Source organism: Rhodococcus sp. 05-2256-B1 (genome assembly GCF_002258465.1).
Taxonomy (GTDB): Bacteria; Actinomycetota; Actinomycetes; order Mycobacteriales; family Mycobacteriaceae; genus Rhodococcoides; species Rhodococcoides fascians.
Genome location: NZ_NOZA01000011.1, coordinates 51,387 through 75,775 on the forward strand (window position 1 = coordinate 51,387; position 24,389 = coordinate 75,775).

Annotated in this window: 15 protein-coding genes; 13 read left to right on the forward strand and 2 right to left on the reverse strand. The window is 66.3% G+C overall.

The window, feature by feature from the left end:
• Positions 1–42: 42 nt before the first annotated feature.
• The 10 genes from CH285_RS02185 to CH285_RS02230 all read left to right on the forward strand — a co-directional run bounded on the left by CH285_RS02185 (position 43) and on the right by CH285_RS02230 (position 17,891).
• Positions 43–7,680, forward strand: a complete 7,638-nt coding sequence (locus tag CH285_RS02185; protein ID WP_094644427.1) for a non-ribosomal peptide synthetase — start codon at positions 43–45, stop codon at positions 7,678–7,680.
• 88 nt (positions 7,681–7,768) lie between these two features.
• A complete protein-coding gene (locus tag CH285_RS02190; protein ID WP_027495815.1) occupies positions 7,769–8,842 on the forward strand; it encodes an ABC transporter substrate-binding protein in 1,074 nt (357 codons plus the stop codon).
• Positions 8,843–8,912: 70 nt separating this feature from the next.
• The gene (locus CH285_RS02195; RefSeq protein ID WP_094644428.1) at positions 8,913–10,784 is read left to right on the forward strand and encodes a siderophore-interacting protein; all 1,872 of its coding nucleotides are present in this window, start codon (positions 8,913–8,915) and stop codon (positions 10,782–10,784) included.
• Between the two features lie 133 nt (positions 10,785–10,917).
• Entirely contained in the window at positions 10,918–12,276 is a 1,359-nt protein-coding gene (locus tag CH285_RS02200; RefSeq protein WP_032388903.1) for a salicylate synthase, read from the forward strand.
• Positions 12,276–12,692: an aspartate 1-decarboxylase gene (gene panD / locus CH285_RS02205; protein ID WP_027495817.1), complete on the forward strand. Its 417-nt coding sequence runs from the start codon at positions 12,276–12,278 to the stop codon at positions 12,690–12,692. The genes CH285_RS02200 and panD overlap by 1 nt, the downstream gene beginning before the upstream one ends.
• Positions 12,689–13,984 carry a lysine N(6)-hydroxylase/L-ornithine N(5)-oxygenase family protein gene (locus tag CH285_RS02210; RefSeq protein ID WP_032388902.1) on the forward strand — a complete coding sequence of 432 codons (1,296 nt, stop codon included), beginning with the start codon at positions 12,689–12,691 and terminating at the stop codon, positions 13,982–13,984. The genes panD and CH285_RS02210 overlap by 4 nt, the downstream gene beginning before the upstream one ends.
• Before the next feature lie 11 nt (positions 13,985–13,995).
• Positions 13,996–15,054, forward strand: coding sequence for a FecCD family ABC transporter permease (locus CH285_RS02215; RefSeq protein WP_032367936.1), 1,059 nt, complete (start codon positions 13,996–13,998; stop codon positions 15,052–15,054).
• Positions 15,051–16,112 carry a FecCD family ABC transporter permease gene (locus tag CH285_RS02220; protein ID WP_371829095.1) on the forward strand — a complete coding sequence of 354 codons (1,062 nt, stop codon included), beginning with the start codon at positions 15,051–15,053 and terminating at the stop codon, positions 16,110–16,112. The genes CH285_RS02215 and CH285_RS02220 overlap by 4 nt, the downstream gene beginning before the upstream one ends.
• Positions 16,109–16,918 carry an ABC transporter ATP-binding protein gene (locus CH285_RS02225; protein WP_057473667.1) on the forward strand — a complete coding sequence of 270 codons (810 nt, stop codon included), beginning with the start codon at positions 16,109–16,111 and terminating at the stop codon, positions 16,916–16,918. Before CH285_RS02220 ends, CH285_RS02225 begins: the two co-directional genes overlap by 4 nt.
• 79 nt (positions 16,919–16,997) lie before the next feature.
• Complete coding sequence (locus CH285_RS02230; protein ID WP_032367547.1) at positions 16,998–17,891, forward strand: siderophore-interacting protein; 894 nt, start codon at positions 16,998–17,000, stop codon at positions 17,889–17,891.
• Here CH285_RS02230 and CH285_RS02235 read toward each other — a convergent pair.
• Complete coding sequence (locus CH285_RS02235) at positions 17,888–19,081, reverse strand: FAD-dependent monooxygenase (RefSeq protein WP_094644430.1); 1,194 nt, start codon at positions 19,079–19,081, stop codon at positions 17,888–17,890. The genes CH285_RS02230 and CH285_RS02235 overlap by 4 nt on opposite strands.
• A gap of 116 nt (positions 19,082–19,197) precedes the next feature.
• Between CH285_RS02235 and CH285_RS02240 the strand changes: the two genes are divergently transcribed.
• The 3 genes from CH285_RS02240 to CH285_RS02250 are packed head-to-tail and all read left to right on the forward strand — an operon-like array spanning position 19,198 to position 22,868.
• Positions 19,198–20,244, forward strand: coding sequence for an iron ABC transporter substrate-binding protein (locus CH285_RS02240; RefSeq protein WP_094644431.1), 1,047 nt, complete (start codon positions 19,198–19,200; stop codon positions 20,242–20,244).
• 9 nt (positions 20,245–20,253) lie between these two features.
• Complete coding sequence (locus CH285_RS02245; protein WP_255032204.1) at positions 20,254–21,816, forward strand: ABC transporter permease; 1,563 nt, start codon at positions 20,254–20,256, stop codon at positions 21,814–21,816.
• A gap of 2 nt (positions 21,817–21,818) precedes the next feature.
• On the forward strand, positions 21,819–22,868 hold the full coding sequence (locus CH285_RS02250) for an ABC transporter ATP-binding protein (RefSeq protein ID WP_255032203.1): 1,050 nt from the start codon (positions 21,819–21,821) through the stop codon (positions 22,866–22,868).
• Positions 22,869–22,925: 57 nt separating this feature from the next.
• Here the strand turns inward: CH285_RS02250 and CH285_RS02255 are convergent, their stop codons facing one another.
• Entirely contained in the window at positions 22,926–24,329 is a 1,404-nt protein-coding gene (locus tag CH285_RS02255) for an MDR family MFS transporter (protein ID WP_032371345.1), read from the reverse strand.
• Positions 24,330–24,389: the final 60 nt, after the last annotated feature.

Here is a 24,389-nt window from a genome sequence, read left to right on the forward strand (position 1 = left end):
CAGGACGAGCTCGACGAATTCGAAAGCAGTATGTGAGCAGACATGACGACCGATACCGCGGCCACGTCGCAGTCCAAGATCGCCGCCGTACTCCCACTCACCGCACTGCAGGTCGGGATGTACCTGCAATCGACGCTCGCCGAGCGAGCGCAGGATCCGTACCTGTCACAGACGGTGCTCGACCTGTCCGCCGCGGTGGATCGCGGCCGGCTCGATCGTGCCCTCGAACTGCTGTTGGATCGCTACCCGAACATCAGAGCGCTGCTGCGGCAACGCCGTAACGGTGATCTGGTCTGGGTGGTACCGCGCGCGTCGACGCCGGTCGTGACGGCCGTCGACGACGAGTGGGATGATCATCTCCGACGAGACCGCTCGGCCGGGTTCGCGTTCTTCGAGCAGCCGCTGATTCGCTTCTCCTACTCCACTTCTGCGCGCGCCCCGCGAGTTCTGATCACCTACCATCACGCGCTGATGGACGGGTGGTCCGAGGCCATCTTCGTCAGGGAGCTGATCGCTCTCTACGAATCGGGCGAGGGGGCGCGGTTGCCGCCTGCACCCGACTTCGGCGATTATCTCGCGTGGACAGCGTTGCAGGACAACGTCACTGCGCGTCAGCGGTGGGCCGACTACCTCGACGGGTTCGAGTCCGCGACTCTCGTTGCCGGGGACCGAGCGAATGGGTCCAGCGCGGGCACGCGCTCGCGCCTGGACGTCGATATCGACGATGCGTTGGCCCAGCGGGTGTCCGAATACGCGCGTCGTACCGGCGTGACCACGAACGTCGTCGTGCAGACAGCCTGGGCGGCGATGCTTTCGGCGAGAACCGGTTCCGACGATGTGGCCTTCGGGATGGCGACGTCGCTGCGGCCGTTCGATCTCGATGGTGCCGAGGCGATGGTGGGTTTGCTGCTCAACACCGTGCCGGTCCGCCTGCGGTGGAACTCGGCTGCAACGGCGACCGAGATGCTCGCACGCGTGCAGGCAGACCACCTCGACCTGGACGAGTATCGGTTCCTCGGGCTGTCCGACATCGCCGGAACAGTCGGCGGCGGAGAGCTGTTCGACACCATAGTCGTGTACCAGAACTATCCCGCACCGATACCCGAGACGAGCGGGACCGTCGACGAGATCACGGTGCTGGGTGCGCACATGAGCTTCCCGATGGCGTTGATCGTGGGCCCCGATCCTGCTCTGTGGGCGTTCGTACTGCACGACGAGGCCGCTGTCGGCCGGCGGCAGGCCGCCATGTACGCCGAGACGTTCGTCGAGATGCTCGATCGGATGACGACAGTGTCGGACATCGACGTCACTCGACTGGTGGCCGCCCCACATGGCCAGGGGCGCAGCGTCGGACCGGACCGAACCGTGGTGCCGATCGAGACCGCTCTGGCAGCGCGCTTCGAGCAGTCCCGCGACGACGTGGCACTGCTGATCGGCGGCGAGCACATCACGTTCGGGCAGTTGTCCACGCGGGTCGGACAGGTGTCCGCGCTGCTGCGTGTGCACCACATCGGTGTCGAAAGCCGCGTCGCTGTTGCGGTGAGCAGAGGTCTCGACATGGTGGCGGCGCTGTTGGCGACCATCGACGTCGGCGCAGCGTTCGTACCCGTCGACATTCGCTACCCGCGTGAGCGGATCGAACTGATCCTGTCCGATTCCGGGCACGACCTGCTGTTGATCGACGATGCGACCCCCGCGGCACTGACGGATATGGAGACTGCGGTCCGTGTCGATACCGCTGTACGACAACAGGACTGGACGCCGCCGTTCGGTCGGAGCGTCCCGGGTGAGTGCGCGGCCTATCTCGTGTACACGTCGGGTTCGACCGGAACGCCCAAGGGTGTGGTCGGCACCAGGAACGCGTTGGCCAACCGGCTGCAGTGGGCGGTGACGCGGTGGGGCAGACCGGGCAGCCGAGTTGCCAAGAGTTCGCTGGCGTTCATCGACGGCGCGACGGAGTTGCTCACCGGCATTCTCGCGGGCCAACGTGTGGTACTCGCACAGGATCACCAGTACGGCGATTCGGGTGCCGTGGCCTCGCTCATCGGACGGTCCGGTGCCGAACAGGTCACCGCCATCGGTTCTCTGGCTGCCGCGTTGGCCGCTACGGCACCGTCGGACTGCGCTTCGGTGACCGGTTGGATACTCAGCGGAGAACCGTTGACCGACCACATGATCGACGTGATCCGAGCGGTGACGCCGGACGCCACGATCGACAATTCCTACGGATCCTCCGAAGTCGCAGGCGACGTCGCCGTCCAGCGGGTCGACGGCGACCCTGCGGTCATCGGAACCTCGGTGGACAACACCACACTGCGGCTGCTCGACTCTCGGCTACGCCCGGTTCGGAACGCCGTTCCTGGCGACCTGTACGTGTCGGGCGTGCAGCTCGCCCGCGGATACTCCGGGAAACCGGCCGAGACCGCGACTCGCTTCGTCGCAGATCCCGGCGGCGATGGCGCGCGAATGTACCGCACCGGGGACCGTGCCCGTCTCGTCGACGGCGTCCTGGTATTTCTGGGTCGAGACGATCGGCAGGTCAAGATCAGAGGCCATCGCGTCGAACTGGGGGAGGTCGAAAGTTGGACGGCCAGTGACCCTTCGGTCGACGAGTGCGCCGTGGTCGCTGTGTCCGACGGTGACGGCGTCGGTGTGCTGGTGGCCTACGTGACTCCCGACTCGGTCGACACCGCGTCGGTGCGGGAGGCGCTTCGTCGCCGGGTTCCCGACTATCTGGTGCCCGCATTCTGGGTGGCCGTCGACAGTATTCCCAGAACCCCCAACGGCAAGGCCGATCGAAAAGTTCTGCAGGAGCGCGGAATACCCGACGGTGGTCCCAGCCGATCGCGACCGGCTGCATCCGAGGACGAGCGAGCGCTCGCGGCGCTGTTCGCAGACACCACCCGTGCGGAGAGCGCCCAGTCCATCGGCGTCGACGACGACTTCTTCTCGCTCGGCGGCGACAGCATCACCGCCATCACCCTCGTCCATCACGCGCGCACCGCCGGACTTCCGATCACCACCGCAGACGTCTTCGAGTGTCGAACGGTCGCAGGGCTGGTGGAGCGGGGCCGAAGCGCCCGGGCCGTTGCGATCGTCGACCGGCCCGACAGTTCGGTAGCGCTGCTGACCGATGCCGATGTAGCCGAATTGCGCTCTCATGGAATCGATCCAGAGGCAGCTCGCCCGGCCACTCCGCTGCAGCGGGGCTTGGCATTCCAGTCCGTAGCCTCGGGCGACGGAGTGGAGGAAATCTACGTCATCGCCACCGAATTCGAGGTGCACGGGCTGCTGGATCCGCGACGTCTCGGGGGCGCACTCGACGCGCTCCTCGACCGTCATCCAGCGCTGCGCTCGCGCTTTCTGACGTTGAGCACCGGGACGACCGTCGCGATCCGCGATACGGGTCGAGTCGTACTCCGCCGTCATGTCGTCGACGATCCGACGTCGCCTACCGCCCGTGACCTGATCGACCAGGACAGGCGTGCGTTCGACATAGAGCAGGACTCGCTCGTCCGAATTCTGCTGCTGGACTGCGGGAACGATCGTCACCGGGTGGTGCTGACCGTCCACCATCTTCTCGTGGACGGGTGGTCCATGGGCACTGTGGGTATCGAGCTGTTCAAGCTCTACCGGGGCCTGGCACTGCCGGAACCTGCGCGGTTCGACGACTACCTGCGGTGGCTCGCGCGCCGCGACGACTCGTCCGTCGACGCGTGGCGTCGCGCGCTCGGCGCGGACGTGGCACCGACGATGGTGGCAGCGTCGGCATCGGCATCGTCGTCGGTACGTTCCGAGGCGCACGAGATCGACCTCGAGTGGAGTGCGCAGGACACCGCTCGGCTCATCGAGTCGGCGCGTCGTCGATCGTCGACGCTGAGCGAACTGGTCGATGCAGCATGGGCCGTGGTGCTCTCGGCATTCACGGATTCTCCGTCGGTCGTGTTCGGCTCGACGGTCTCGGGGCGTCCCACCGACCTCGATCGTGTCGCAGACATGGTCGGACTGTTCATCAACACCGTTCCCGTCCGTGTCGACGTCGGACCCGATGCACGTCTGTCGACCGTGCTCGCTGGTCTGCGGGACTTCTCGATCGCCGTGGCTCCGCATCATCACGTGGGCCTGGCAGACATTCAGAAGGCCGTCGGACGGGGAACGCTGTTCGACACACTCGTGGTGTTCGAGAACTTCGCTGCTGCAGACACTTCGGGTGTCGATGCCGAGAACTTCTCGGTGTCGGTCGCCGGATTCCACACAGTGACGCACTACCCGCTCGTGTTGACGGTCCATCCGGGCGAACGGATGCGGCTGGTGGTCGAATACCGCAGCGACTCGGTGCCCGTGGCTCGCGCCCGCGCAGTGGCGTCCGCACTGACCTCGGTGTTGGGTGCGTTCGCCGACGAAGGCGACCCGCCGATCGCCGCACTGTGTCTCGTCGACGAGACGACGACTCGGATTCTCCGCACCGAGTACGCCGGCTCGCAGCGTCGGTATCCGGACGGGACGATGGTGGACCTGTTCGCCGACCGCGTCGCGTTGCAACCGGACACCGTTGCTGTTGCAGACGCCGCCACGGCTCTGACGTTCGCCGAGCTCGATCGCGTCTCCAATCGAATCGCGCGATGGCTCCTCGGTTTCGGTGTCGGCGCGGAAGATATCGTGGCCGTCGAGGCCCCACGAACCGTGACGACGATGGCGACGATCCTCGGGGTCATGAAGTCCGGGGCCGCCTACCTCCCGATCGACCCGAACTGGCCCACCGAACGCGCGCGGCAGATTCTCGACGATGCGCAGCCGGTGATCACGGTGACGGCATCGGCGGTCGAGGCCCTGACGCCGTCGTCGACGGACAGGATTGCCGTCACCGATTCCGAGCGTCGGTCCGCATTGCATCCCGACCACCCGGTGTACTTCATCTACACCTCCGGTACGACCGGTGTGCCCAAGGGAGTCTCGGTACCGCACCGAGGACTGGCGAATCTCTATCACTCCCATCGCGAGAGCGTGCATCTGCCGACGGCGGCGCGCGCGGGCACGGACACTCTGAACGTGGCGCATGCCTGGTCGATGGCCTTCGACGCATCCTGGCAACCGCAGTTGTGGATGTTCGGCGGGCACACAGTACATCTCATCGATCCCGAGGTCGTTCTCGATCCGAGAGAACTCACCGAGCGACTGCGAACGCTGTCGGTGCATTTCATCGAGGTCGTGCCGTCGTTGCTCGAACAGATGATGCGGTCGGGATCGATCGACACACTGACGTCAGTCGGGGTCGGCGGCGAGGCGGTATCGGTCGAGTTGTGGAACAGGTTGCGCGCGAATGAGTTTGTTGTCGCGTACAACTTCTACGGACCCACCGAGGCCACCGTCGATGCGGTGTTCACATCGACGGATCTGTCGCCCGAGCCCGTGATCGGTAGGCCGGTGACCAACCTGAAGGCATACGTGTTGGACGCCTGTCTTCGGCTCGCGCCTCCCGGGGCGCTCGGCGAGCTCTATTTGGCCGGGCCGGGCGTGGTGCGCGGGTATCGCAACGCGCCGGGGCGCACCGCGCACCGCTTCGTTGCCGATCCCTTCGCCGCGGACGGTACTCGGCTCTATCGGACCGGGGATCTCGTGTCGTGGACCGAATCCGGCACATTGAGGTATGCCGGTCGCGCGGACGACCAGGTCAAGATCCGCGGGCACCGCGTCGAAGTGGGGGAAGTCGAAAGTCGATTGCGAGAGATCGATGCCGTCGCAGACGCGCGGGTGCTGGTGCATACGTCGGGTATCAGTACCGGGCAGGCGACCCTCGCTGGATACGTCGTTGCTGCGCCGGGACGGACGATCGACGTGAGCGCCGTGCGCGCGGGTCTGGGCGAACTCCTTCCGTCGTACATGGTTCCATCGTCGGTGACCGTGCTCGATGCGTTCCCTGTGCTGCCGAACGGAAAGCTCGATGCGGCCGCGTTACCCGACCCCGTCCCGACCCTCGGTTCCGGGCGCGCGCCGCGCACCGACGTCGAGCGGGAGATATGCCGCGCAGTAGCCGCTGTGCTGCATGTGCCGGAGGTCTCCGCGGACGACGACTTCTTCGATCTCGGGGGCGACAGCATCATGGCCATGGAGTTGTCGGCGCGGCTGCGGACGGTGGGCATGGCGGTCTCGCCCCGTCACATCGTCGCTCGGCGCACGCCGGAAGCACTTGCTCAGCAAGCGGAGTCGGCGCAACCGATGGCCTCCGGCGTCGAGGAACTGTCGCCGTACGGAGAAGTCCCGTTGACACCGATCCTCCGCTGGATGGACAGCCTCGATGGGTCCGTCGACGAGATCTCGCAGGCGGTGTTGCTGGAGGCTCCCGCCGATCTGACCGAGAACTCGCTGATCGAGCTTCTCGATCTCGTGGTGGCCAGGCACCCCATCCTGCATTCGAGTTTCGAGCGTCGTCCCGGCTCCGAGTCCGTGTTCACCGTGTTGCCGGACGGTACTGCCGACGTGGCCGAGTGGGTCCGTACCGAGTATGTGGACGGGCTCACCGAATCGCTGCTCGCAGAGCGTGTTGCCGCCCAGTCACGCGCGGCACGTGGTCGGCTCGATCCCCGGATCGGCCGGATGGTCGATGTGGTGTGGCTGCGCCACCACGGTGACACCGACTCCTCGGGTGAGCTCCTGATCACGCTGCATCACCTCGTGGTCGACGGGGTCAGCTGGCGAATACTGCTGCCGGACATCACGACTGCGTGGCAGCAGCGGTTGTCGGCGGATCGCGGCCCGATCGGGCCCTCCATGCGGCAGTGGGCGCACGAGATCCACCGCCTCGCCGGCTCTGCCGAGGTGCTCGCCGATCTGGAGTACTGGACACGCGTCGGCGACGGGGCGGAACGGGTTCCGATGGTGCGTCCGGTCGATCCGTCGATCGATACCGGTGCAGGCGTACGCACCACCACGTTCGCGCTCTCCCCTCAGGAAAGCGCGCGGATTCTCGCCGCAGCCCGCCCGCGGCTCGGGGTGTCCGTCGAACATCTGTTGTTGGGAACGTTCGCGGCCGCGACAGTCGAGTGGATGGACAGCGGTGCGGCGGGTCCGCAGTCGTTCGTCGTCGACGTGGAGGGGCACGGGCGGTCGGGAATCGCGTCCGATCGGGTGGACGGCTCTTCCGTGGTCGGATGGCTCACGGCTGTGTTCCCGCTCCGCCTGACCGCTGACGCGACCGACCATCGCGCCCTGATGTCGCACCGGTCCGATCCTGTTGCCGCAGAATCGGTTCTGCGTACGATCGCGACGGACGCGGCTAGGTCGAGGGATTCGGTGCCGGGAGACGGGTCGACGTACGGCATGCTGCGGTGGTGCAGCGGCGAGGCGGGTGCGGTGCTGCGGCACATGCCCACGGCCGACATCGAATTCAATTATCTGGGCCGTTTCGACACCGCGACAGGCGGTCCGTTCGGGGCCAGCCGACTGCGTAGCAGTCTCGACACCACGCCCGGCACCGAGACGCCCTGCGGCTATGCGTTGGTCGTCGACAGCTACGTGCACGAACAGGACGGGGCGTCGGTACTCGGTGTGACGTACACGTGGCCGGCAGGAGTGCTCGACGGTGTGGAGGACCTGGCCGGGCTCTGGCGGGAGGCCCTGTCGGCCGCGTGTCGAATCGTGGAGGACAGGGAGTCCGAGGACGGGCTAATGAGGCAAGGGTAACCTCATTAGTGCTACCTTGTCAGTCGCCTCGCCCGGTCGGGTGTGGACGCAGTCAGTGCGTGGTCGAGTCGAGAGGTTCCGAAGAACGATGAAGGTTCGTACGAAGTGGATGAGGAGCGCCGCGTCGATCGCGCTCGCCGGAGGGCTGACCATCGCCCTCGCCGCCGGATGCAGCAGCGACACCGAGGAGACGCCTGCCGCCGACTCCACGACGTCTGCGCAGGAGTCCGCATTTCCGGTCACGATCGACTCGGCACTCGGATCCGCGACGATCCCCGAGGCACCGAAGCGGATCGCGACCTGGGGTTGGTCGAACCAGGACGCGATTCTCGCCCTCGGAGTCGTACCCGTTGCGATGCCTACATTCGACGGTGCCCAGTACGGTGCGGACGAACGCGGCGTTCTGCCGTGGGACGCGAAGGCTCTTGCCGACCTGGGCGGCGACGCGCCGACACTGCTCTCCGGTGACGGCACCGGAGCGGTTCCGGTCGAGCAGTTCGCTGCCGCCGCACCGGATCTGATCTTCGCGCCGTACTCGGGGTTGAGCCAGGAGGAGTTCGACAAGCTCTCCGACATCGCGCCCGTCGTCGCGTACCCGGACAAGCAGTGGACCACGTCGTGGGAGGACCAGCTGACCATCGCGGGCAAGGCGCTGGGCAAGGAGAAGGAGGCCGCCGACCTGGTTTCCGGAGTCGAGGGCTCGATTGCCGATGCGGCGACGAAGTACTCTGCGCTGCAAGGCAAGACGGTCACCGTCGCGCTGCCCAACGCACCCGGCACTTTCGCCGTCAGCAAGGACAACGACGTACGAGTCGAGTTCCTCGAGCAGCTCGGTCTCGTCAACGAGCCCACCATCCAACAGGCCGACCCGGCCAAGGACCCCGACGCCGTGTACTTCGAGCTCAGCCTCGAACAGGCGTCGTTGCTGAAGTCCGACGTGCTGTTCGTCGTGGCGTACGACAAGGAATCTCTCGCCGGGTTCCTGGCCGAACCCGCCGTGGCCTCGCAGCCCGTACTTTCGCAGGGGCGTACCGCCTCCACCGAGGCCCTCAGCGCCGACAAGAACTTCGCGTTCGGTGGCCTGACGGTGCTGACGATCCCGTACATCCTCGACGACGTGGCCTCGGCGCTGAACACTGCCGCCGAGAACGTTCAGGGCTGACAACACTCGGGCGGCCCACTCGACGCGAGCACAGGCGTATTCACTTTCGACGACAGGAGCGTGTTCCACCGTGGCAAGGTCCCATCGACTTCAGGTCGTCTTTCCCGAAGTCCTGCGCACGGCAACGGTGATCGAAACACGTCAGCTGGGTTCGGGTATGCGCCGAATCGTGTTGGGTGGGCCGCAGCTGCGCGAGTTCTCGCGCGGCGACTACCGGTTCCCGGCGTTGCGCAGCGAAGGATTCGACGACTTCGTTCGGTTGTTCTTCCCGGCGGAGACCGACGGCACGGTGGTGCTTCCGACCCAGCACGAGCGCACCGTCGAATGGCCGCGTGATCCGCGTCCGGTGACCCGCAACTACACCGTGCGCAGCGTCGATCCCGAGACCGCGCAGGTGACTCTCGACTTCGTCACCCACGACACCGGCATCGCGTCGACGTGGGGTCGGCGTTGCCGCGTCGGCGATTCCATCAGCCTGCTCGGACCGGTGCGGTCGGGCCATGCTCCGGCCGATGTCGACTGGGTGTTGCTCGTCGGCGACGAGACCGCGTTACCTGCTATCGCTCGGTATCTCGAAGAGGCATTGCCGGGCCGGCGAATTCGGGTGTTCGTCGAGGTCGCCGACGTCGAGCGAGAGTTGCCGTTGCCGACGGCCGCCGACGCCGAGATCACGTGGGTCCACCGTGACGGCGTCACCGCCGGCACCGGCGACTTGCTCGACAGTGCGGTGCGGGCGGCACCCTGGTGGGACGGAACGGTGTTCGCCTGGGTGGCAGGGGAAGCGACCGCTCTCAAGGGAATCCGTCGGTATCTGCGCGAGGACCGCGGCCTGCCGCCGGAGATGGTCGACGTAACCGGGTACTGGCGTCGCGCCGAGGTTCTGACCCGCGCCGACGATCCCGAGGTGCCCGACCTCAGCGGCGGTGAGTCCGAGCCGTTCGACAGGCTCGCCGAACGTGCGGAAATACTGTCGCCCTTCGCTTTCAGGGCGGCCAACACGTTACGTATCCCGTTGCACGTGTCCCGAGGGGCGTGCTCCGTCGAATCGCTGGCGGAAGCCACCGAGACGGACGCGCGCGCCCTCGCGAAATTCGTGCGCTATCTGCGTGCCGTCGACGTCCTCGCCGAGAACTCCACCGGTGATCTGATTCTCGGCGATATCGGTGAGGCGATGCTCGGCGACGACTGGATCTCGCACTGGCTGGACCTGGACGGGATCGAGGCACGGGTGGAACTGTCGATCACAGGTCTGGTGGACAGCCTGCGGACCGGTACCGCCAGCGCGAGCCTGCTGACCGGCAACACGTTGACCGAAGACCTCGAGGCGTCCCCGCGGCTCGCCGAACTGCATCACAACCACATCGCCGACGAGGCCGCGTTCCTGGGTCCTGCTCTGGTGCAAGACTATTCGTTCGACGGGGTCTCGACCCTGTTGGTGGCGGGGGCAGGATCCGGAGTGGTGCTCGGTTCCGTTCTCTCCCGGTACGACGGAGTATCGGCGGGTGTGCTCGGGTTGCCCAGCGAACTCGACCTGATTCGACGCGACCTCGGGAAATGGCCCGAACTCGAAGGGCGAGTGGTGAATCACCCGCAGAGCGTGATGTCCGAGCCGCATGTGGAGCACGGGAACGGATTCGACGCGTATCTGTTGCTCGAGGTCACCGGACACTATCGAGACGACGATCTCGCACTGCTGTTGCGCAACGCGGCAACAGGATTGGCCGACAACGGAAAATTGGTGGTCGTCGAGCGACTGTCCAACGACGGGTCGTTCAACGAGGACCAGTCGGAATTCGATCTGCTGATGCTCTGCATGCACGGCAGCGGTGTACGAACGAAAGCCGAATTTGCCTGCGTAGCAGCCGATGCCGGCCTCGAGGTCGCGGCGTCGACGCTGGTCGGCTGGGGTATCTCGGTGCTCGATCTACGCCGTGTTCGCTGACACCGAGGAAGCCGTTGTGCTGCCGAGTCGGTTAGGTTAGCGTTCCCTATCGAAGGCGCGCGCCGATGCCGACCGCAGACGTTGCGCGCAATGCGCGGTCACGGACCGATTCACCGTCAGGAGTGCACACACAATGACCGTTGTCGAAGAAACGACGATGGACACGGCCGAGGGGACCGAACTGCAGCGGGGACTGCGTACGGTCGTCGCGTTGGCGGAGTCCGGATTGTTCGACGAGTACGTCGTGTACGAGGACCGGGGGCGCTGGGTGTTCGCGGGCGGCGTGGTCGCTCGCATCGTGCTTCGGCCCCACCTCGTGACCACCAGCTGGGGGGCCGGAGAACCGACCGAGCGGAGCTGGTCCGGTAACCCGGCAGCGGCCCTGAGCGAGGCGTGCACGGGCCTGACCCGAGAACAGTGGAACGCTTACGGATTCGTCGGTTTCGGGTTCGCAGAGCACCTGCACGACGTCGATCGGTCCACTGCCGCCGTGCGCGACGCCGACGACATCCTCGCGCACCTGGTGGTGCCCCGCGTCGAGGTCCGCTTCGGCCGCGAACACGATGCCGTCGAGGTGACCGGCAGCGACGAGGACCGCGCCTCGGTACTGGCCGCGCTCGACGCGATCGGCGGCGACGAGCTGCCGACCGTGTACGCTCTCGACGTCGGCGGAGATCTCGACGACTACCGCGGCCGCGTCGAACAGGCCGTAACGGAAATCCGACGGGGCGACTACGCCAAGGTCATTCTGTCCCGGAGCGTGCGTATCCCATTCGATCTCGACATGCCGGGCACCTACCGCGCCGGGCGTACGGCGAACACTCCGGCCCGCTCTTTTCTGCTGCATCTCGGCGATCTGCGTGCCGCAGGCTTCAGCCCGGAATTGGTCGCCTCCGTCGACGCACACGGGATCGTCACCACCGAGCCGCTCGCGGGAACGAGAGCGTTCGGACTCGGTTCCGATGCCGACTCGGCAGCGAAGTCCGATCTCGAACAGGATCCGAAAGAGATCACCGAACACGCTGTGTCCGTGCGTACCTCGTTCGAGGAACTCGAATCGATCGCCAGCCCGGGGTCGACGGCCGTCTCGGACTTCATGAGCGTGCGCGAACGGGGAAGTGTCCAACATCTCGCGTCCACCGTGCGCGCACGCCTGCGCGAGGACCTGTCCTGCTGGGATGCCTTCGGTGCCCTGTTTCCGGCCGTCACGGCGTCGGGGATCCCGAAGAAGGAGGCCATCGACGCCATCGGTCGGCTCGACGACTCACCGCGCGGCCTGTACTCCGGTGCCGTCGTGAAGGCATCATCGACGGGAGAATTCGAAGCAGCACTCGTGCTGCGCGCCGTCTACGAGCAGCAGGGTTCCGCATGGCTGCGTGCCGGAGCCGGCATCGTCGGCCAGTCCAAGCCCGAACGTGAATTCGACGAGACCTGCGAGAAGCTCGCCAGCGTTGCCCCATATCTCGTCCGTAAGAAGGAGAACGACGCCTGATGCACCGCACCATGCTGGGTGGAAAGATCCACCGTGCCACTGTCACTCACGCCGATCTGCACTACGTCGGGTCCATCACGATCGATTCGACTCTGATGCAGGCGGCCGATCTGATCGAGGGCGAACAGGTCCACGTCGTCGACATCACCAACGGCGCTCGCTTGGTCACCTACGTGATCGAAGGCCATCCGGGATCCGGCGTGATCGGAATCAACGGTGCCGCGGCCCATCTGGTGTCCCCGGGTGATCTGGTGATCATCATGTCGTTCCGTCAGGTCGAGAACGCCGAGCTGCCCACACACAGTCCCTCCGTGGTGCACGTCGACTCGGACAACAGCATCGTCGCCCTCGGAGTGGACCCTGCCGAACCGGTCCCCGGTGCGCTCGATCAGATGTCGGGGGCGAGCATCCGATGAGCCCGAGCGACGACTACAGCAGCGACCTCGACGGCGAATACGACATCGTCGGGGTCGGCTTCGGGCCCTCCAACCTCGGCTTGGCCATCGCGATCGAGGAACACAATCGACAGTGTGCTCCGGCCGAGCGCCTGACGTCGTGCTTCGTCGAGTCGAAGGACGAGTTCGCCTGGCACCCCGGAATGTTGCTGCCGGGAACCACGATGCAGATCTCCTTCCTCAAAGACCTTGCCACCCAGCGCAATGCGAGCAGCGAGTACACGTTTCTGTCGTATCTCGCCGAACGGGGCCGGCTCAACCACTTCATCAATCTGCAGACGTTCTTCCCCAGCCGGCTCGAGTTCCACGACTACCTGTCCTGGGCCGCAGGCAAAGTCGACGCCGCGGTGCACTACGGCACGCGGGCGTCCGCGGTCGTCGACACCGGTGACGGTTACGGCGTCCGCACCGAGGGGCGGCGCACCGGGACCGTCCGCGGCCGCAACATCGTGCTCGCCGGCGGCCTGACCGCGGCCCTGCCGGACGGAGTCAGCGCGTCGGCGCGGCAATTCCACAATCACGACCTGCTCGGCCACCTCGACCGGCTGCCGTCGCGCACTCACCGCACGTTCGTCGTCGTCGGTGCCGGGCAGAGCGCAGCCGAAGTGGTCGACTACCTGCATTCGACCTATCCGGACGCGTCCGTGCGTGCGGTACTGCGCAAGTACGGGTACAGTCCGGCCGACGACAGCCCCTACGCCAACCGCATCTTCGATCCGACCGCCGTCGACGACTTCTACTCGTCCTCGCATTCTCTGCGCGATCAGCTGCTGCACTATCACCGCGGAACCAACTACTCCGCCGTCGACTTGCCCCTGATCGAGGAGCTGTACGCGCGCGAGTATGCCGAGCGGGTCAGCGGACAGCGCCGGTTGTTCGTGCACGGAGCCTCCCGACTGGCCGATGTCACGGAGGAGGCGTCGGGCGTGCGGGCATCGGTGGAACACGGGCCGACAGGACTGGCCGAGGACGTGCTGTGCGACGCTGTCGTCTATGCCACCGGCTTCACGTCCCTCGATCTGCCCGACATCCTCGGGCCGTTGTTCGACGCCGTCGAATTCGATGCGCACGGTCCTCGCGTGACGCGGGACTACCGGCTCGTCACGCGTGGATCGACAGCGGGTTCGATCTACCTGCAGGGCGGCACCGAGCACACCCACGGTCTGACGTCCTCTCTGCTGTCCAACATCGCTGTGCGCAGCGGTGAGATCGTCAAGTCCGCGGTGGGTGCGAGGGTGCGTTCGGTGGTGTGAAACGGCGGGGTATCACTGCGGGCGACGAGCCGGAACAGAGCGATGTTCCGGCTCTCGTCGGTGGTCTGGCCCGAACCGATGCCGGCAGGACCGCCGGTCTGATTCTCGTCGTCGTCGTCCTCGCGATTCTGTGCCTGGTGAGTATCGCTGTGGGAGCCGAGAACATCGCTGTCGGTGACGTGTGGCACGCACTGTGGTCTTCGAACGGTTCCACCGACGCGGTGATCGTCCGCGAGCTCCGAGTTCCACGGACCGTGCTCGGTGTGCTCGTCGGTACCGCGCTCGGCGTCGCGGGCGCGCTGATCCAGGCGATGACGCGCAACCCGTTGGCCGACCCGGGCATTCTGGGCGTCAATGCCGGAGCGGCACTCTTCGTCGCCTTCGCAGTCGGGGTGTTGGGCGTGACCGACGTTCGGTTCTATGTGTGGTTCGCGTTCGTCGGTGCCGTTCTCGCCACCGTCGCGGTGTACGCGCTGGGTTCGGTGGGACGAGCGGGTGCCACTCCGATTCGCTTGACGCTCTCCGGTATTGCCCTCGGTGCGGTGCTCGGCGGCGTCACCTCCGGGATGCTGCTGCTGGACCCGGACGCCTTCGCCAGGATGCGGTTCTGGGGCGCAGGCTCGTTGGCGGGTCGAGGCCTCGACATCGCGGCGGCGACCGGCCCGTTCGTCGTACTCGGACTGTGTCTTGCGGCGCTCGTCGCGCGTCCGCTCAATGCGATCGCACTGGGCGACGAGCTGGCCCGGTCGTTGGGAGCCAATGCGCTTCGGACGCGGACCGTCGGGGTCGTTGCGGTGACCCTGTTGGCCGGAGCAGCGACTGCGGCGGCGGGACCGGTCGGGTTCGTGGGGCTGATGGTGCCGCACATGGTGCGCTGGTTCGTCGGGCCGGACCAGCGTTGGATTCTGATCCACACCGTGTTCGCGGCACCGGCACTGCTGTTGTTCGCCGACGTCGTCGGCCGAATCGTCATCGAGCCGGGGGAGTTGCAGGTCGGTATCGTCACCGCCTTCGTCGGGGCTCCCGTTCTGATCCTGTTGGTCCGCCGAAAGAAGGCGAGCGGGCTGTGATCCGGGCACCGCGCGCCGGGAACATCGACTTCGGCAGAAGGGTGTGGATCGTTCGCACAGTGCTGGGCGCACGAATCGACGTTCGTACGGTCCTCGTCTGCGCGGCCCTGCTGTTGCTGACAGCGGTTGTCGCCGTCCTCGCGATCGGCACCGGCGATTACCACGTTCCACCGGGCCAGGTGCTCGCAGCGGTGTTCGGCGACGCCCCGCGCATCACCGAGATCGTCGTGATGCAGTCGCGGTTCCCCCGGGTTGCGCTGGCATTCCTGTTCGGAGCTGCCCTGGGGGTGTCGGGTGCGATCTTTCAGTCGTTGACGCGAAATCCGTTGGGCAGCCCGGACATCATCGGCTTCTCGACCGGTGCGTACACCGGCGCTCTCGTCGTCATCCTGACGCTCGGCGGCGGTTACTATCGGACCGGAGCGGGCGCGCTCGTCGGCGGACTGGTGGCCGCCGCCGTGGTGTACGTGCTCGCCTACAAGCGCGGCGTGCAGGGCTTTCGATTGATCATCGTCGGTATCGCGGTCAGTGCCGTCCTCGCGTCCGTCAATACCTGGCTCGTGGTGAAAGCCGATGTGTCCGAGGCAATCGCAGCCGCCGTCTGGGGCGCGGGCACACTCAACGGGCTGGGGTGGCCGCAGGTGGTTCCCGTTCTCGTAGCCCTCGCTGTCGTCACCCCCGTGGCGGCGGCGCTGTCGACACGGCTACCGGTACTCGAGATGGGTGACGACGCGGCGAGAGCGCTCGGAATCCGCGTCGAGCCGACGCGTCTGATGCTGGTGATTCTCGGGGTCGCCCTCACGGCACTGGTCACGGCCGCAGCGGGGCCCATTTCGTTCGTTGCGCTCGCGGCACCGCAGTTGGCTCGGCGACTCACCGGTACCTCGTCGGTGGCGATGGTGCCCGCGGCGTGCATGGGCGCTCTGCTCCTGATCGTCAGTGACGTTGCAGCGCAACGAGTGTTCGCACCCACTCAGCTTCCGGTCGGCGTGGTGACGGTCTGTGTGGGCGGCGCGTACTTCGTCTGGTTGTTGGCACGAGAAGGGCGGAAGCAATGACGACGAGGCCACGCCTGTACGCGGACGGCATCACCGTCGGATACGACAAACGAATCATCAGCGAGAAGTTGACCGTCGACATTCCCGACGGCAAGTTCACCGTGATCGTCGGGCCGAACGCCTGCGGTAAATCGACACTGTTGCGCGCGTTGTCGCGGCTGCTGAAGCCGACCGGCGGCACGGTATTGCTCGACGGCAAGTCCATCTCGTCGTACCCGGCGAAGGAGGTCGCCCGCCGACTCGGGCTCCTGCCGCAAACCTCCATCGCGCCGGACGGCATCTCGGTGGCCGATCTCGTTGCGCGAGGCCGCTATCCGCATCAGAAGTTGATTCGGCAATGGTCCGTCGCGGACGAGGCCGCGGTGGTGGAGGCCATGACTGCGACCGGAGTGACGTCGCTGTCGGCCCGTCCGGTCGACGAGCTGTCCGGTGGACAGCGGCAAAGAGTGTGGGTGGCAATGGTTCTCGCGCAACAGACACCGCTGTTGCTCTTGGACGAGCCGACGACGTTTCTCGACATCGCGCACCAGATCGAACTTCTCGACCTGCTGGCGACGTTGAATCGGGACAACGGCAACACCCTCGTCGCGGTGTTGCACGATCTCAACCACGCATGTCGATACGCCGACCACATCATCGCGATGAAGGACGGCGCGGTGGTCACCGAGGGCCCACCGGCGGAGATCGTCACCGCCGACTTGGTCGAGGCGGTGTTCGGACTGCCGTGCCGCATCATCGACGATCCGGAATCGCACACCCCGTTGGTGATACCCAAGGTGGCCGCTGGCAGGCTAGGCAAGGCTTAGTTTAGAATTGACCAAAGTTGCCGCCGAGTTAGCCTGAGGGTTCTCGCACAGTCGGACGAGAGATGTATCGAGGACGAAGATGACCGATCAGCAGCGTGGTTTCCACTACGCCGACGTCGTTGCGGTGGAGCAGCTCACCGTGCACATGGTGCGCGTCACCTTCGGCGGCGAGCACGTCGCCGGTTACCGCACGCTCGGGGCACCCGACGAGTGCGTCGGGGTCTACTTTCCGCGTGAAGGCGAGTCGGCACCGCCGCCGATGACCGAGGTCGACGGCCTGTGGTGGTTCCACGGCCTCGAGAACGCGCCGGAGGGCCGGAACTACACGATCCGACGCGTCGATCCCGACCGCGGCCAGTTGACCATCGACTTCTTCGCACACGAGGGTGGCGTCGCGGCCACCTGGGCCCAGCAGGCCGCCCCCGGTCAGACGGTGCTCTTCACCCGTCCGCGGTCGTGGTACTCACCGCCCGCCGACGTCGATTGGCTGCTGCTGGTGGCCGATATGACCGGAGTTCCAGCACTGGGTCGACTGGTCGAACAGTTGCCCGCAGGCACCCGCGCACACGCGATTGTCGAGGTACTCGAACGCGGTGACATCCAGACGTTCGAGACAGCCGCCGACGTGACATTCGATTGGCGTATCGGATCCGGAAACGGAGACAGCGCCAGCGTGCTCGACGACGCGGTGCTCGCCTACCCGCTACCCGAGGGGCGCGGCTACGTGTGGTTCGCCGCAGAGGCGTCGTCCTCGCGCCGGGTACGCAAGTACTTCCGCAAGGACTTGGGTTACGACAACAAGTATTTCGACATCATCGGCTACTGGCGCGCTGACTCGGAGAAGTGGCTCGAAAAGTACAAGCAGTACCAGGAGGAGGCGCTCGCGGTGTACAACGGCGTCATCGAATCCGGCCGCACCGAGCAGGAAGCCAGCGAGGCGTTCGACGCGCTGCTCGAGCGGGTCGGGCTCTAACGCCGAAATTCGTAGTCGGGCAATTCCAGCGTCGCCGCGTCGGGACCGAGGAATCTGCTCGTGACCGCCTGGACCGGCTTCGATCCGGCCAGGCGCAGCACGGTGCGAAAAGCAGCTACTCCCACAGTCGTTTTCGGATGCGCGACGCGAGGCACGCCGGGCGGAAGCTTCTGAGCCTGATTCACGAACGGACGCATGCGCGCCTCGAAGGCCTCGAACCCGGTGCGATGATCGCGCGCTCGGGCGAGTTCCCCGGCGAGCACGTAGGCCCCGGTGACCGACAACGTGGTGCCCATCCCGCTCAATGGTGTTGCGCACCAGGCGGCGTCGCCGAGCATGCCGATTCTCCCGTTCGACCAGCGCGGAGCCTTCACCTGCGCGAGGTAGTCGACGTAGAGTTCCGAGTCCGGACCGAGCGAGTCGAGAATTCGGGGCACTTCCCAACCGGCGTCGGCGAACTTCGCTCGCAAGGCGGCAACCACCTGTTCGGTGGACGCGCCCTCGTACCCGCCATCGTCGGACACCCAGGACAGGCTGAAACGCGTCGTGCCGAGGTTGTCCGGGCGCAGATTGGCGACCCTGGATCCGGCGGCGTTGTACCACCGCCACCAGCCGTCGTCACTCGGTCTCTTCGGCAAAACCCCGTAGGCGGTGTACAGGCCGACCGGCGTGGTCTCCGCCTCGGCAGGAAACGCCAGTTCTCTGCTACTGGAACGGATTCCGTCGGCGAACAGGACGAGGTCGAACCTTTCCGCTGCGTTCGACGCGAACGTGACATCGACGCCGTCGGCATCCTGAGCCACGTCGACGACGCGATCGCCGTACCGGTACTCGGTTCGCGGACCGGCTGATTCGACGAGAATCCGCGCGAACTCGCCGCGCAGAATCTCCATCTCCGCCGTCGGCCCGTCGTGTGATCCGTCTCCGGCCGGAAAGGCCGCGATGGTGGCGTCGGAATCGTCGACGAATCTGGTGCCCTTCTCGGTGGTGCCGTTGGCCAGCAGGGTCTGCTCCAGGCCCATGCGCCGCAGCACCTCGCGTCCACTACCGCGGACGTCGATGTTCTGGCCGCCCAGACGCAGCTGCGGACTGCGCTCGACGACGACGACGTCGTATCCCGCTCTGTCGAGCCAGTAGGCGACGGTGGGGCCGGCGATGCTGGCACCGGTGACGAGCACGCGTTCGGTCATCGGGCGGGAATGCCCGGGCTGCCGGTCGTTCAATCCGGGGGGGAAAGTAGCTGAGCCTCACCTTGGTGGTGTACTTTCTCGAATTGTCCGTTTGACCCGTTTTCGTCAGGAGAACCGTGTTCACCGTTCGCCGTCTGGCGCTGCTCTCGTGCAGTGCAACCCTTGCCCTCGGTTTGGTCGCCTGCAGCTCTTCGGACTCCGGTGACACCACCTCCACCTCCACCTCCGAGTCCGCCACCGCAGAGTCCGCCCTGGTGGTGTACTCCGGCCGCGGCGAAGAACTCGTCGACCCCCTGATCGAACGCATCGGCGGCGGCATCGAGGTCGACTACTCGGGCAACACCAACGCCCAGGCCGCGAAGATCTTCGAAGAGGGCGACGCGACGCCGGCCGACGTCTTCTACGGCCAGGATGCAGGTGCACTGGGGGCCCTCGACGAAGCAGGGGCGCTCGCACCGCTGCCCGAGGACATCCTCGCGCTCGTCCCCGAGCAGTACCGCGGCACCGACGGCACCTGGGTCGCCACGTCCGCACGGGCCCGCGTGCTGGCCTACAACTCCGATTCGGTGCAGGCAGCAGACCTGCCCACCGGTATCGACGGACTGCTCAACCCACGCTGGCGCGGACAGATCGGCTACGCACCGACCAACGCGTCGTTCCAGGCGTTCGTCACCGCGCTGCGCGTGCAGCGCGGCGAGGAGGGTGCTCGCACCTGGCTCGAAAGATTCGTCGCCAACGAGCCGGTCGCGTTCGAGGGCAACGGTCCGCTGCTGACCGCCGTCAACGACGGGCAGGTCGCCACCGGCCTGCTCAACCACTACTACTGGTACCCGTTCAAGGACGAGAACGGTGCCGACGCTCCCGTCGAGCTGCACTACTTCGAGCCCGGCGACCCCGGCGCATTGATCAACGTCGCCGGTGCCGGTGTGCTGGCGGCGTCGGACAACCAGGAAGCGGCATTCGATTTCGTGCGCGAGCTGCTCTCGACCGAATCGCAGACGTACTTCGCCAACGAGACCGCCGAATACCCCGTCATCGACGGCGTCACGTCCGACTACGACCTGCCGCCGCTGTCGGACCTGGGTTCGACCGACCTCGACCTGGGCCGACTCTCGTCCCTCGAGGAGACCCAGACCCTGCTCACCGACGTCGGCATCATCTAGTCGGTGTTCGTGTCCGCACTCCAGCCGCTTCTGCGGCGCCACTTCGGCGGTCGTCCCGTTCTCGGGACGACCGCGTTGTGCGTGGGAGCGCTGACGCTGACACCCTTGGTGTACCTGTTCGTTCGAGCGTTCGACGGCGGAACCGAGAAGGTACTGCGGCTGCTCCTGCGGCAACGCACCCTCGACCTCGTTGTCCGGACGGCCACGCTCGCGCTCACCGTGGTGGTCGCCTCCGTCGTGGTGGGCACGCTGCTCGCCTGGTTGACCGTCCGAACCGATCTACCGGGTCGACGCATCTTCTCGATGATCCTCACGGCACCGCTGGCCATCCCGTCGTACGTGTCCGGTTATCTGTGGATCGCTGAATTTCCCTCCCTTGCAGGATTTTCCGGTGCTGCGCTGGTGCTCACGTTGTCGTGCTTCCCGCTGGTGATGTTGCCGGTGTCCGCGGCGTTCGCCACCGCGGACCCGTCGTTGGCCGAAGTGTCCCGCACCCTCGGCCGCGGGGCGGTACGCACCGCACTGACCGTCGAGTGCCGTCGCGTCGTTCCGGCTGCGGCAGCAGGCGCGTTGTTGGTGGCGCTGTACGCCATCAGTGACTTCGGGGCGGTGGCACTGATGCGGTACGACGCCTTCACTCTGGGCATCTACAGCGCCTACCGCGGCGGGCTCGATCGCACCGCGGCCGCTGTTCTCGGGTTGGTCCTCGTGGTGGGCGCGTTGGTGTTGACCCTCCTCGAACGGCGTGCTCGACGCGGGGCCACGGCGCGGGTGGGATCGGGAACCGACCGGATGGCCGAGCCTGTGGTTCTTGGCCGGTGGCGCGTGCCTGCTCTGGCCGTTATCGTTGCAGCCCTCGGTGTTTCGGTGCTGGTACCGATTCTGGCCCTGGCGCGATGGCTCACTCGATCGCTGCGCTTCACCGTCGACTGGTCGGACGTGCTGGCTGTCAGCGCAAAGACGGTCCAGTACTCGGCGACTGCTGCTCTGCTGGTCGCCGTGCTTGCGTTGCCGGTGGCGTTGTTCGCGGCCCGGTCCACGTCCCGCAGTGCGCGCACCGCCGAGTTGTCCACGTACATTGCGCACGGTCTCCCGGGTATCACCGTGGGACTGGCGACGGTGTTTCTCGGAATCAGATTTCTGCCGTCGTTCTATCAGACCGCGGTGCTGCTGGTGCTGGCGTACGTGGTGCTGTTCCTGCCGTTGGCCGTCGGCAGCACCCGATCGGTCGTCGACGCCACTCCGGTTGTGCTCGAGGATGTTTCACGGACCCTCGGTGCCGGGCGAGTGCGCACCGACCTGCGGGTGACGATTCCTGTCGCCGCGCCCGGCATCGCGGCCGGAGCCGCCCTGGTGTTCCTGACCGTCGCCAAGGAATTACCGGCGACGTTGATGCTGCGTCCCCGCGGTGTGGACACGCTCGCGACCACGCTGTGGTCCACCACCGAGGCATTCCGCTACGGCGAGGCAGCCCCTTACGCCCTCGCATTGATCCTGATCTCTGTCGTCCCGACGATCGTCCTGACCCGGGCGCTGCGGCGTACGACGCGAAAGCGAGTGACACTGTCATGAGCATGGTGATGTCCGATCTCGTTGCCTCGTACGGCAGTACGACGGTGCTGCACGGAATCGATCTCGACCTCGGCGACGGTGAGATGCTCGCCGTTCTCGGACCCTCCGGCTGCGGCAAGACGACTCTGCTGCGATCGATCGCAGGCCTGCACCGTATCGATGCGGGCCGCATCACCGCCGACGGGCGCGACCTCTCCGTCGCCGGGCGTGTTCAGGTGCCACCGGAGAAGCGGGGGGTGGGCCTGATGCCGCAGGAAGGTGGACTGTTTCCGCATCTGACGGTGCGCCGGAACATCGAATTCGGTTTGCGCACAGGGTTCGTGCGGCCGTACCTGTCCGGCCGAGCCGAGCGGGCCCGACGCGTCGACGAGATGCTCGAGCTCGTCGGACTGCCCGACGCCGGTGCGGTTCGACCCAGCGAACTCTCGGGCGGGCAGCAGCAGCGGATCGCGTTGGCGCGCGCGTTGGCCCCGGCTCCCTCGGTGGTGTTGATGGACGAGCCGTTCGCTGCTCTCGATGCAGGTCTGCGGACCTCGATTCGGCAGGACGTGCGAGAGTTGTTGCTCACCAGCAAGACCGCGTCGATTCTCGTCACCCACGATCGGGCCGAGGCTCTGGGCACCGCGGATCGGGTTGCGGTCCTGCTGGGCGGGCGCTGTGCGCAGGTCGATACGCCGCGTGCACTGTACGAGCGGCCCACCACGCCGGCTGTGGCGAGCTTCGTCGGCGACGCCTATTACGTCGACGCTGCCGCGCGCGACGGTTGGGTCGACACCGTTCTCGGTCGTCTCGAATCCACCACCAGGGCAACGGGTATGGGGCAGGTCTTGCTCCGGCCCGAACAGTTGGTGGTCTCGGAGCGCGAGGACGGCGAATTTCTCGTCGAACACGAAGTGTTCACCGGCCCCGAATGCTCGGTCACTGTGCGACACCGCGATACCGGGCTCCGGCTGCGCGCCGTCGCTCGGGCCTGCGACCGATTCGCTCCCGGTACAGCCGTAAACGTCTCGGTGACCTCGCCGGTGCACTGGTTTCCGCGTTCGGTGAGTTGATGCCGTGACGCAGGGTTCCGGTCGCGGTACGCGGCGGAACCCTGCGCAGTGGGCGAGTTATCGGGCCGTGCGCTTGGGCATGAACACCGCAGCGACAGTCATCAGGACGGCGGCGACCAGCACTCCGATGAAGACCAGATGGATGGCGTCGGACAGTTGTTCGGGTTCTGGATCTCCGGACACACGGGCGTTGACGATGGCACCGAACACCGCGACGCCGACGGCGCTACCGAGTGAACGGGCGAACATGTTGGTGGAGGTGACGACGCCGCGTTCGGCCCACTCGACGCTCGACTGTGCGGCGATCAATGTGGGGCTCGCGATCAACCCCATGCCGAGGCCGATGACGAAGCACATCGCCGCGACGTGCCAGATCTGCGAATCGGCGTCGAGCAGAGTCGTCAGTGCCGTGCCCACGATCCCGATCGAACCGCCGACCACTGCCGTCGTGCGGAAGCCGAAGCGCAGATACACCCGCCCGGACTGGGATGCCGCGATCGGCCAGCCGAGGGTCAGCGTGGACAGCGAGAAGCCGGCGATGATGGCTCCTGTGCCGAACACGCCCTGTACGAAGGTCGGGACGTAGGACGTCAGTCCCAGGATCAATGCGCCGACGAGCAACGAGATGAAGCTGCTGACCACCAGCACCCGCCGGGTGAACACCCACAGCGGCAGGATCGGCTCCTCGGCGCGGGACTCGACCCATGCGAACACCGCCAGCAGTAGGAAGCCCACGACGAAGATCGCGATGCTGATCGGCGAACCCCAGGCCCAGGACTGGCCGCCTTCGAGCAGGCCGAGGAGCACCATCGTCGCGCCGACGGTGAGCAGAGCGGCACCGAGGTAATCGATCTTCGGCTTGGCGCGTTCGACTGCGCCTTCCTCGAACTTGCGCAGCAACATGAACGCCGCCACCGCGCACAGCGGAATGTTGATGAAAAAGATCCACCGCCACGACAGGTACTCGGAGAAGACGCCACCGAGGGCGGGGCCGAGCACCGAGGAAATCGCCCACACGCTGGCCAGGTAGCCCTGCACCTTGGCGCGCTCGGGCAGCGTGTAGATGTCGCCTGCGATCGTGATGGACATCGGCTGGACGGCACCCGCACCGAGTCCCTGAATCGCGCGGAAAGCAATCAGAGCAGGCATGCTCCACGCCAGGCCGCACAGAATCGAGCCCAGGCAGAACACCGCGATGCCGAACACCATGATCTTCTTGCGCCCGAACAGATCGGACAATTTGCCGTAGAGCGGCACCGAGACAGCCTGTGCCAGCAGGTAGATCGAGAACAACCACGGGAACTGCGCGAACCCGCCGAGGTCGCCGACGATGGTGAGCACCGCAGTGGCGATGATCGTCGCGTCCAGCGCAACCAGCGACGAGCTGAGCATCAGCGCGATCAGGATGGGACCGCGTTCGGAGCGGAATCCGATGTCCGGGGTCGATTCGGTCGTTGCCATTGCTACTCATTGTGATCCCTGCCCGCTGACGTGGCGGCACCGGCCCAGATAGTGTTGAGT

What these genes read in the sequence shown, in the direction of transcription:
- CH285_RS02185 (WP_094644427.1), top strand. Translation starts at nt 43, where the DNA reads ATGACGACCGATACCGCGGCCACGTCGCAGTCCAAGATCGCCGCCGTA.
- CH285_RS02190 (WP_027495815.1), top strand. Translation starts at nt 7,769, where the DNA reads ATGAAGGTTCGTACGAAGTGGATGAGGAGCGCCGCGTCGATCGCGCTC.
- CH285_RS02200 (WP_032388903.1), top strand. Translation starts at nt 10,918, where the DNA reads ATGACCGTTGTCGAAGAAACGACGATGGACACGGCCGAGGGGACCGAA.
- panD (WP_027495817.1), top strand. Translation starts at nt 12,276, where the DNA reads ATGCACCGCACCATGCTGGGTGGAAAGATCCACCGTGCCACTGTCACT.
- CH285_RS02210 (WP_032388902.1), top strand. Translation starts at nt 12,689, where the DNA reads ATGAGCCCGAGCGACGACTACAGCAGCGACCTCGACGGCGAATACGAC.
- CH285_RS02225 (WP_057473667.1), top strand. Translation starts at nt 16,109, where the DNA reads ATGACGACGAGGCCACGCCTGTACGCGGACGGCATCACCGTCGGATAC.
- CH285_RS02230 (WP_032367547.1), top strand. Translation starts at nt 16,998, where the DNA reads ATGACCGATCAGCAGCGTGGTTTCCACTACGCCGACGTCGTTGCGGTG.
- CH285_RS02235 (WP_094644430.1), bottom strand. Translation starts at nt 19,081, where the DNA reads ATGACCGAACGCGTGCTCGTCACCGGTGCCAGCATCGCCGGCCCCACC.
- CH285_RS02250 (WP_255032203.1), top strand. Translation starts at nt 21,819, where the DNA reads ATGGTGATGTCCGATCTCGTTGCCTCGTACGGCAGTACGACGGTGCTG.
- CH285_RS02255 (WP_032371345.1), bottom strand. Translation starts at nt 24,329, where the DNA reads ATGGCAACGACCGAATCGACCCCGGACATCGGATTCCGCTCCGAACGC.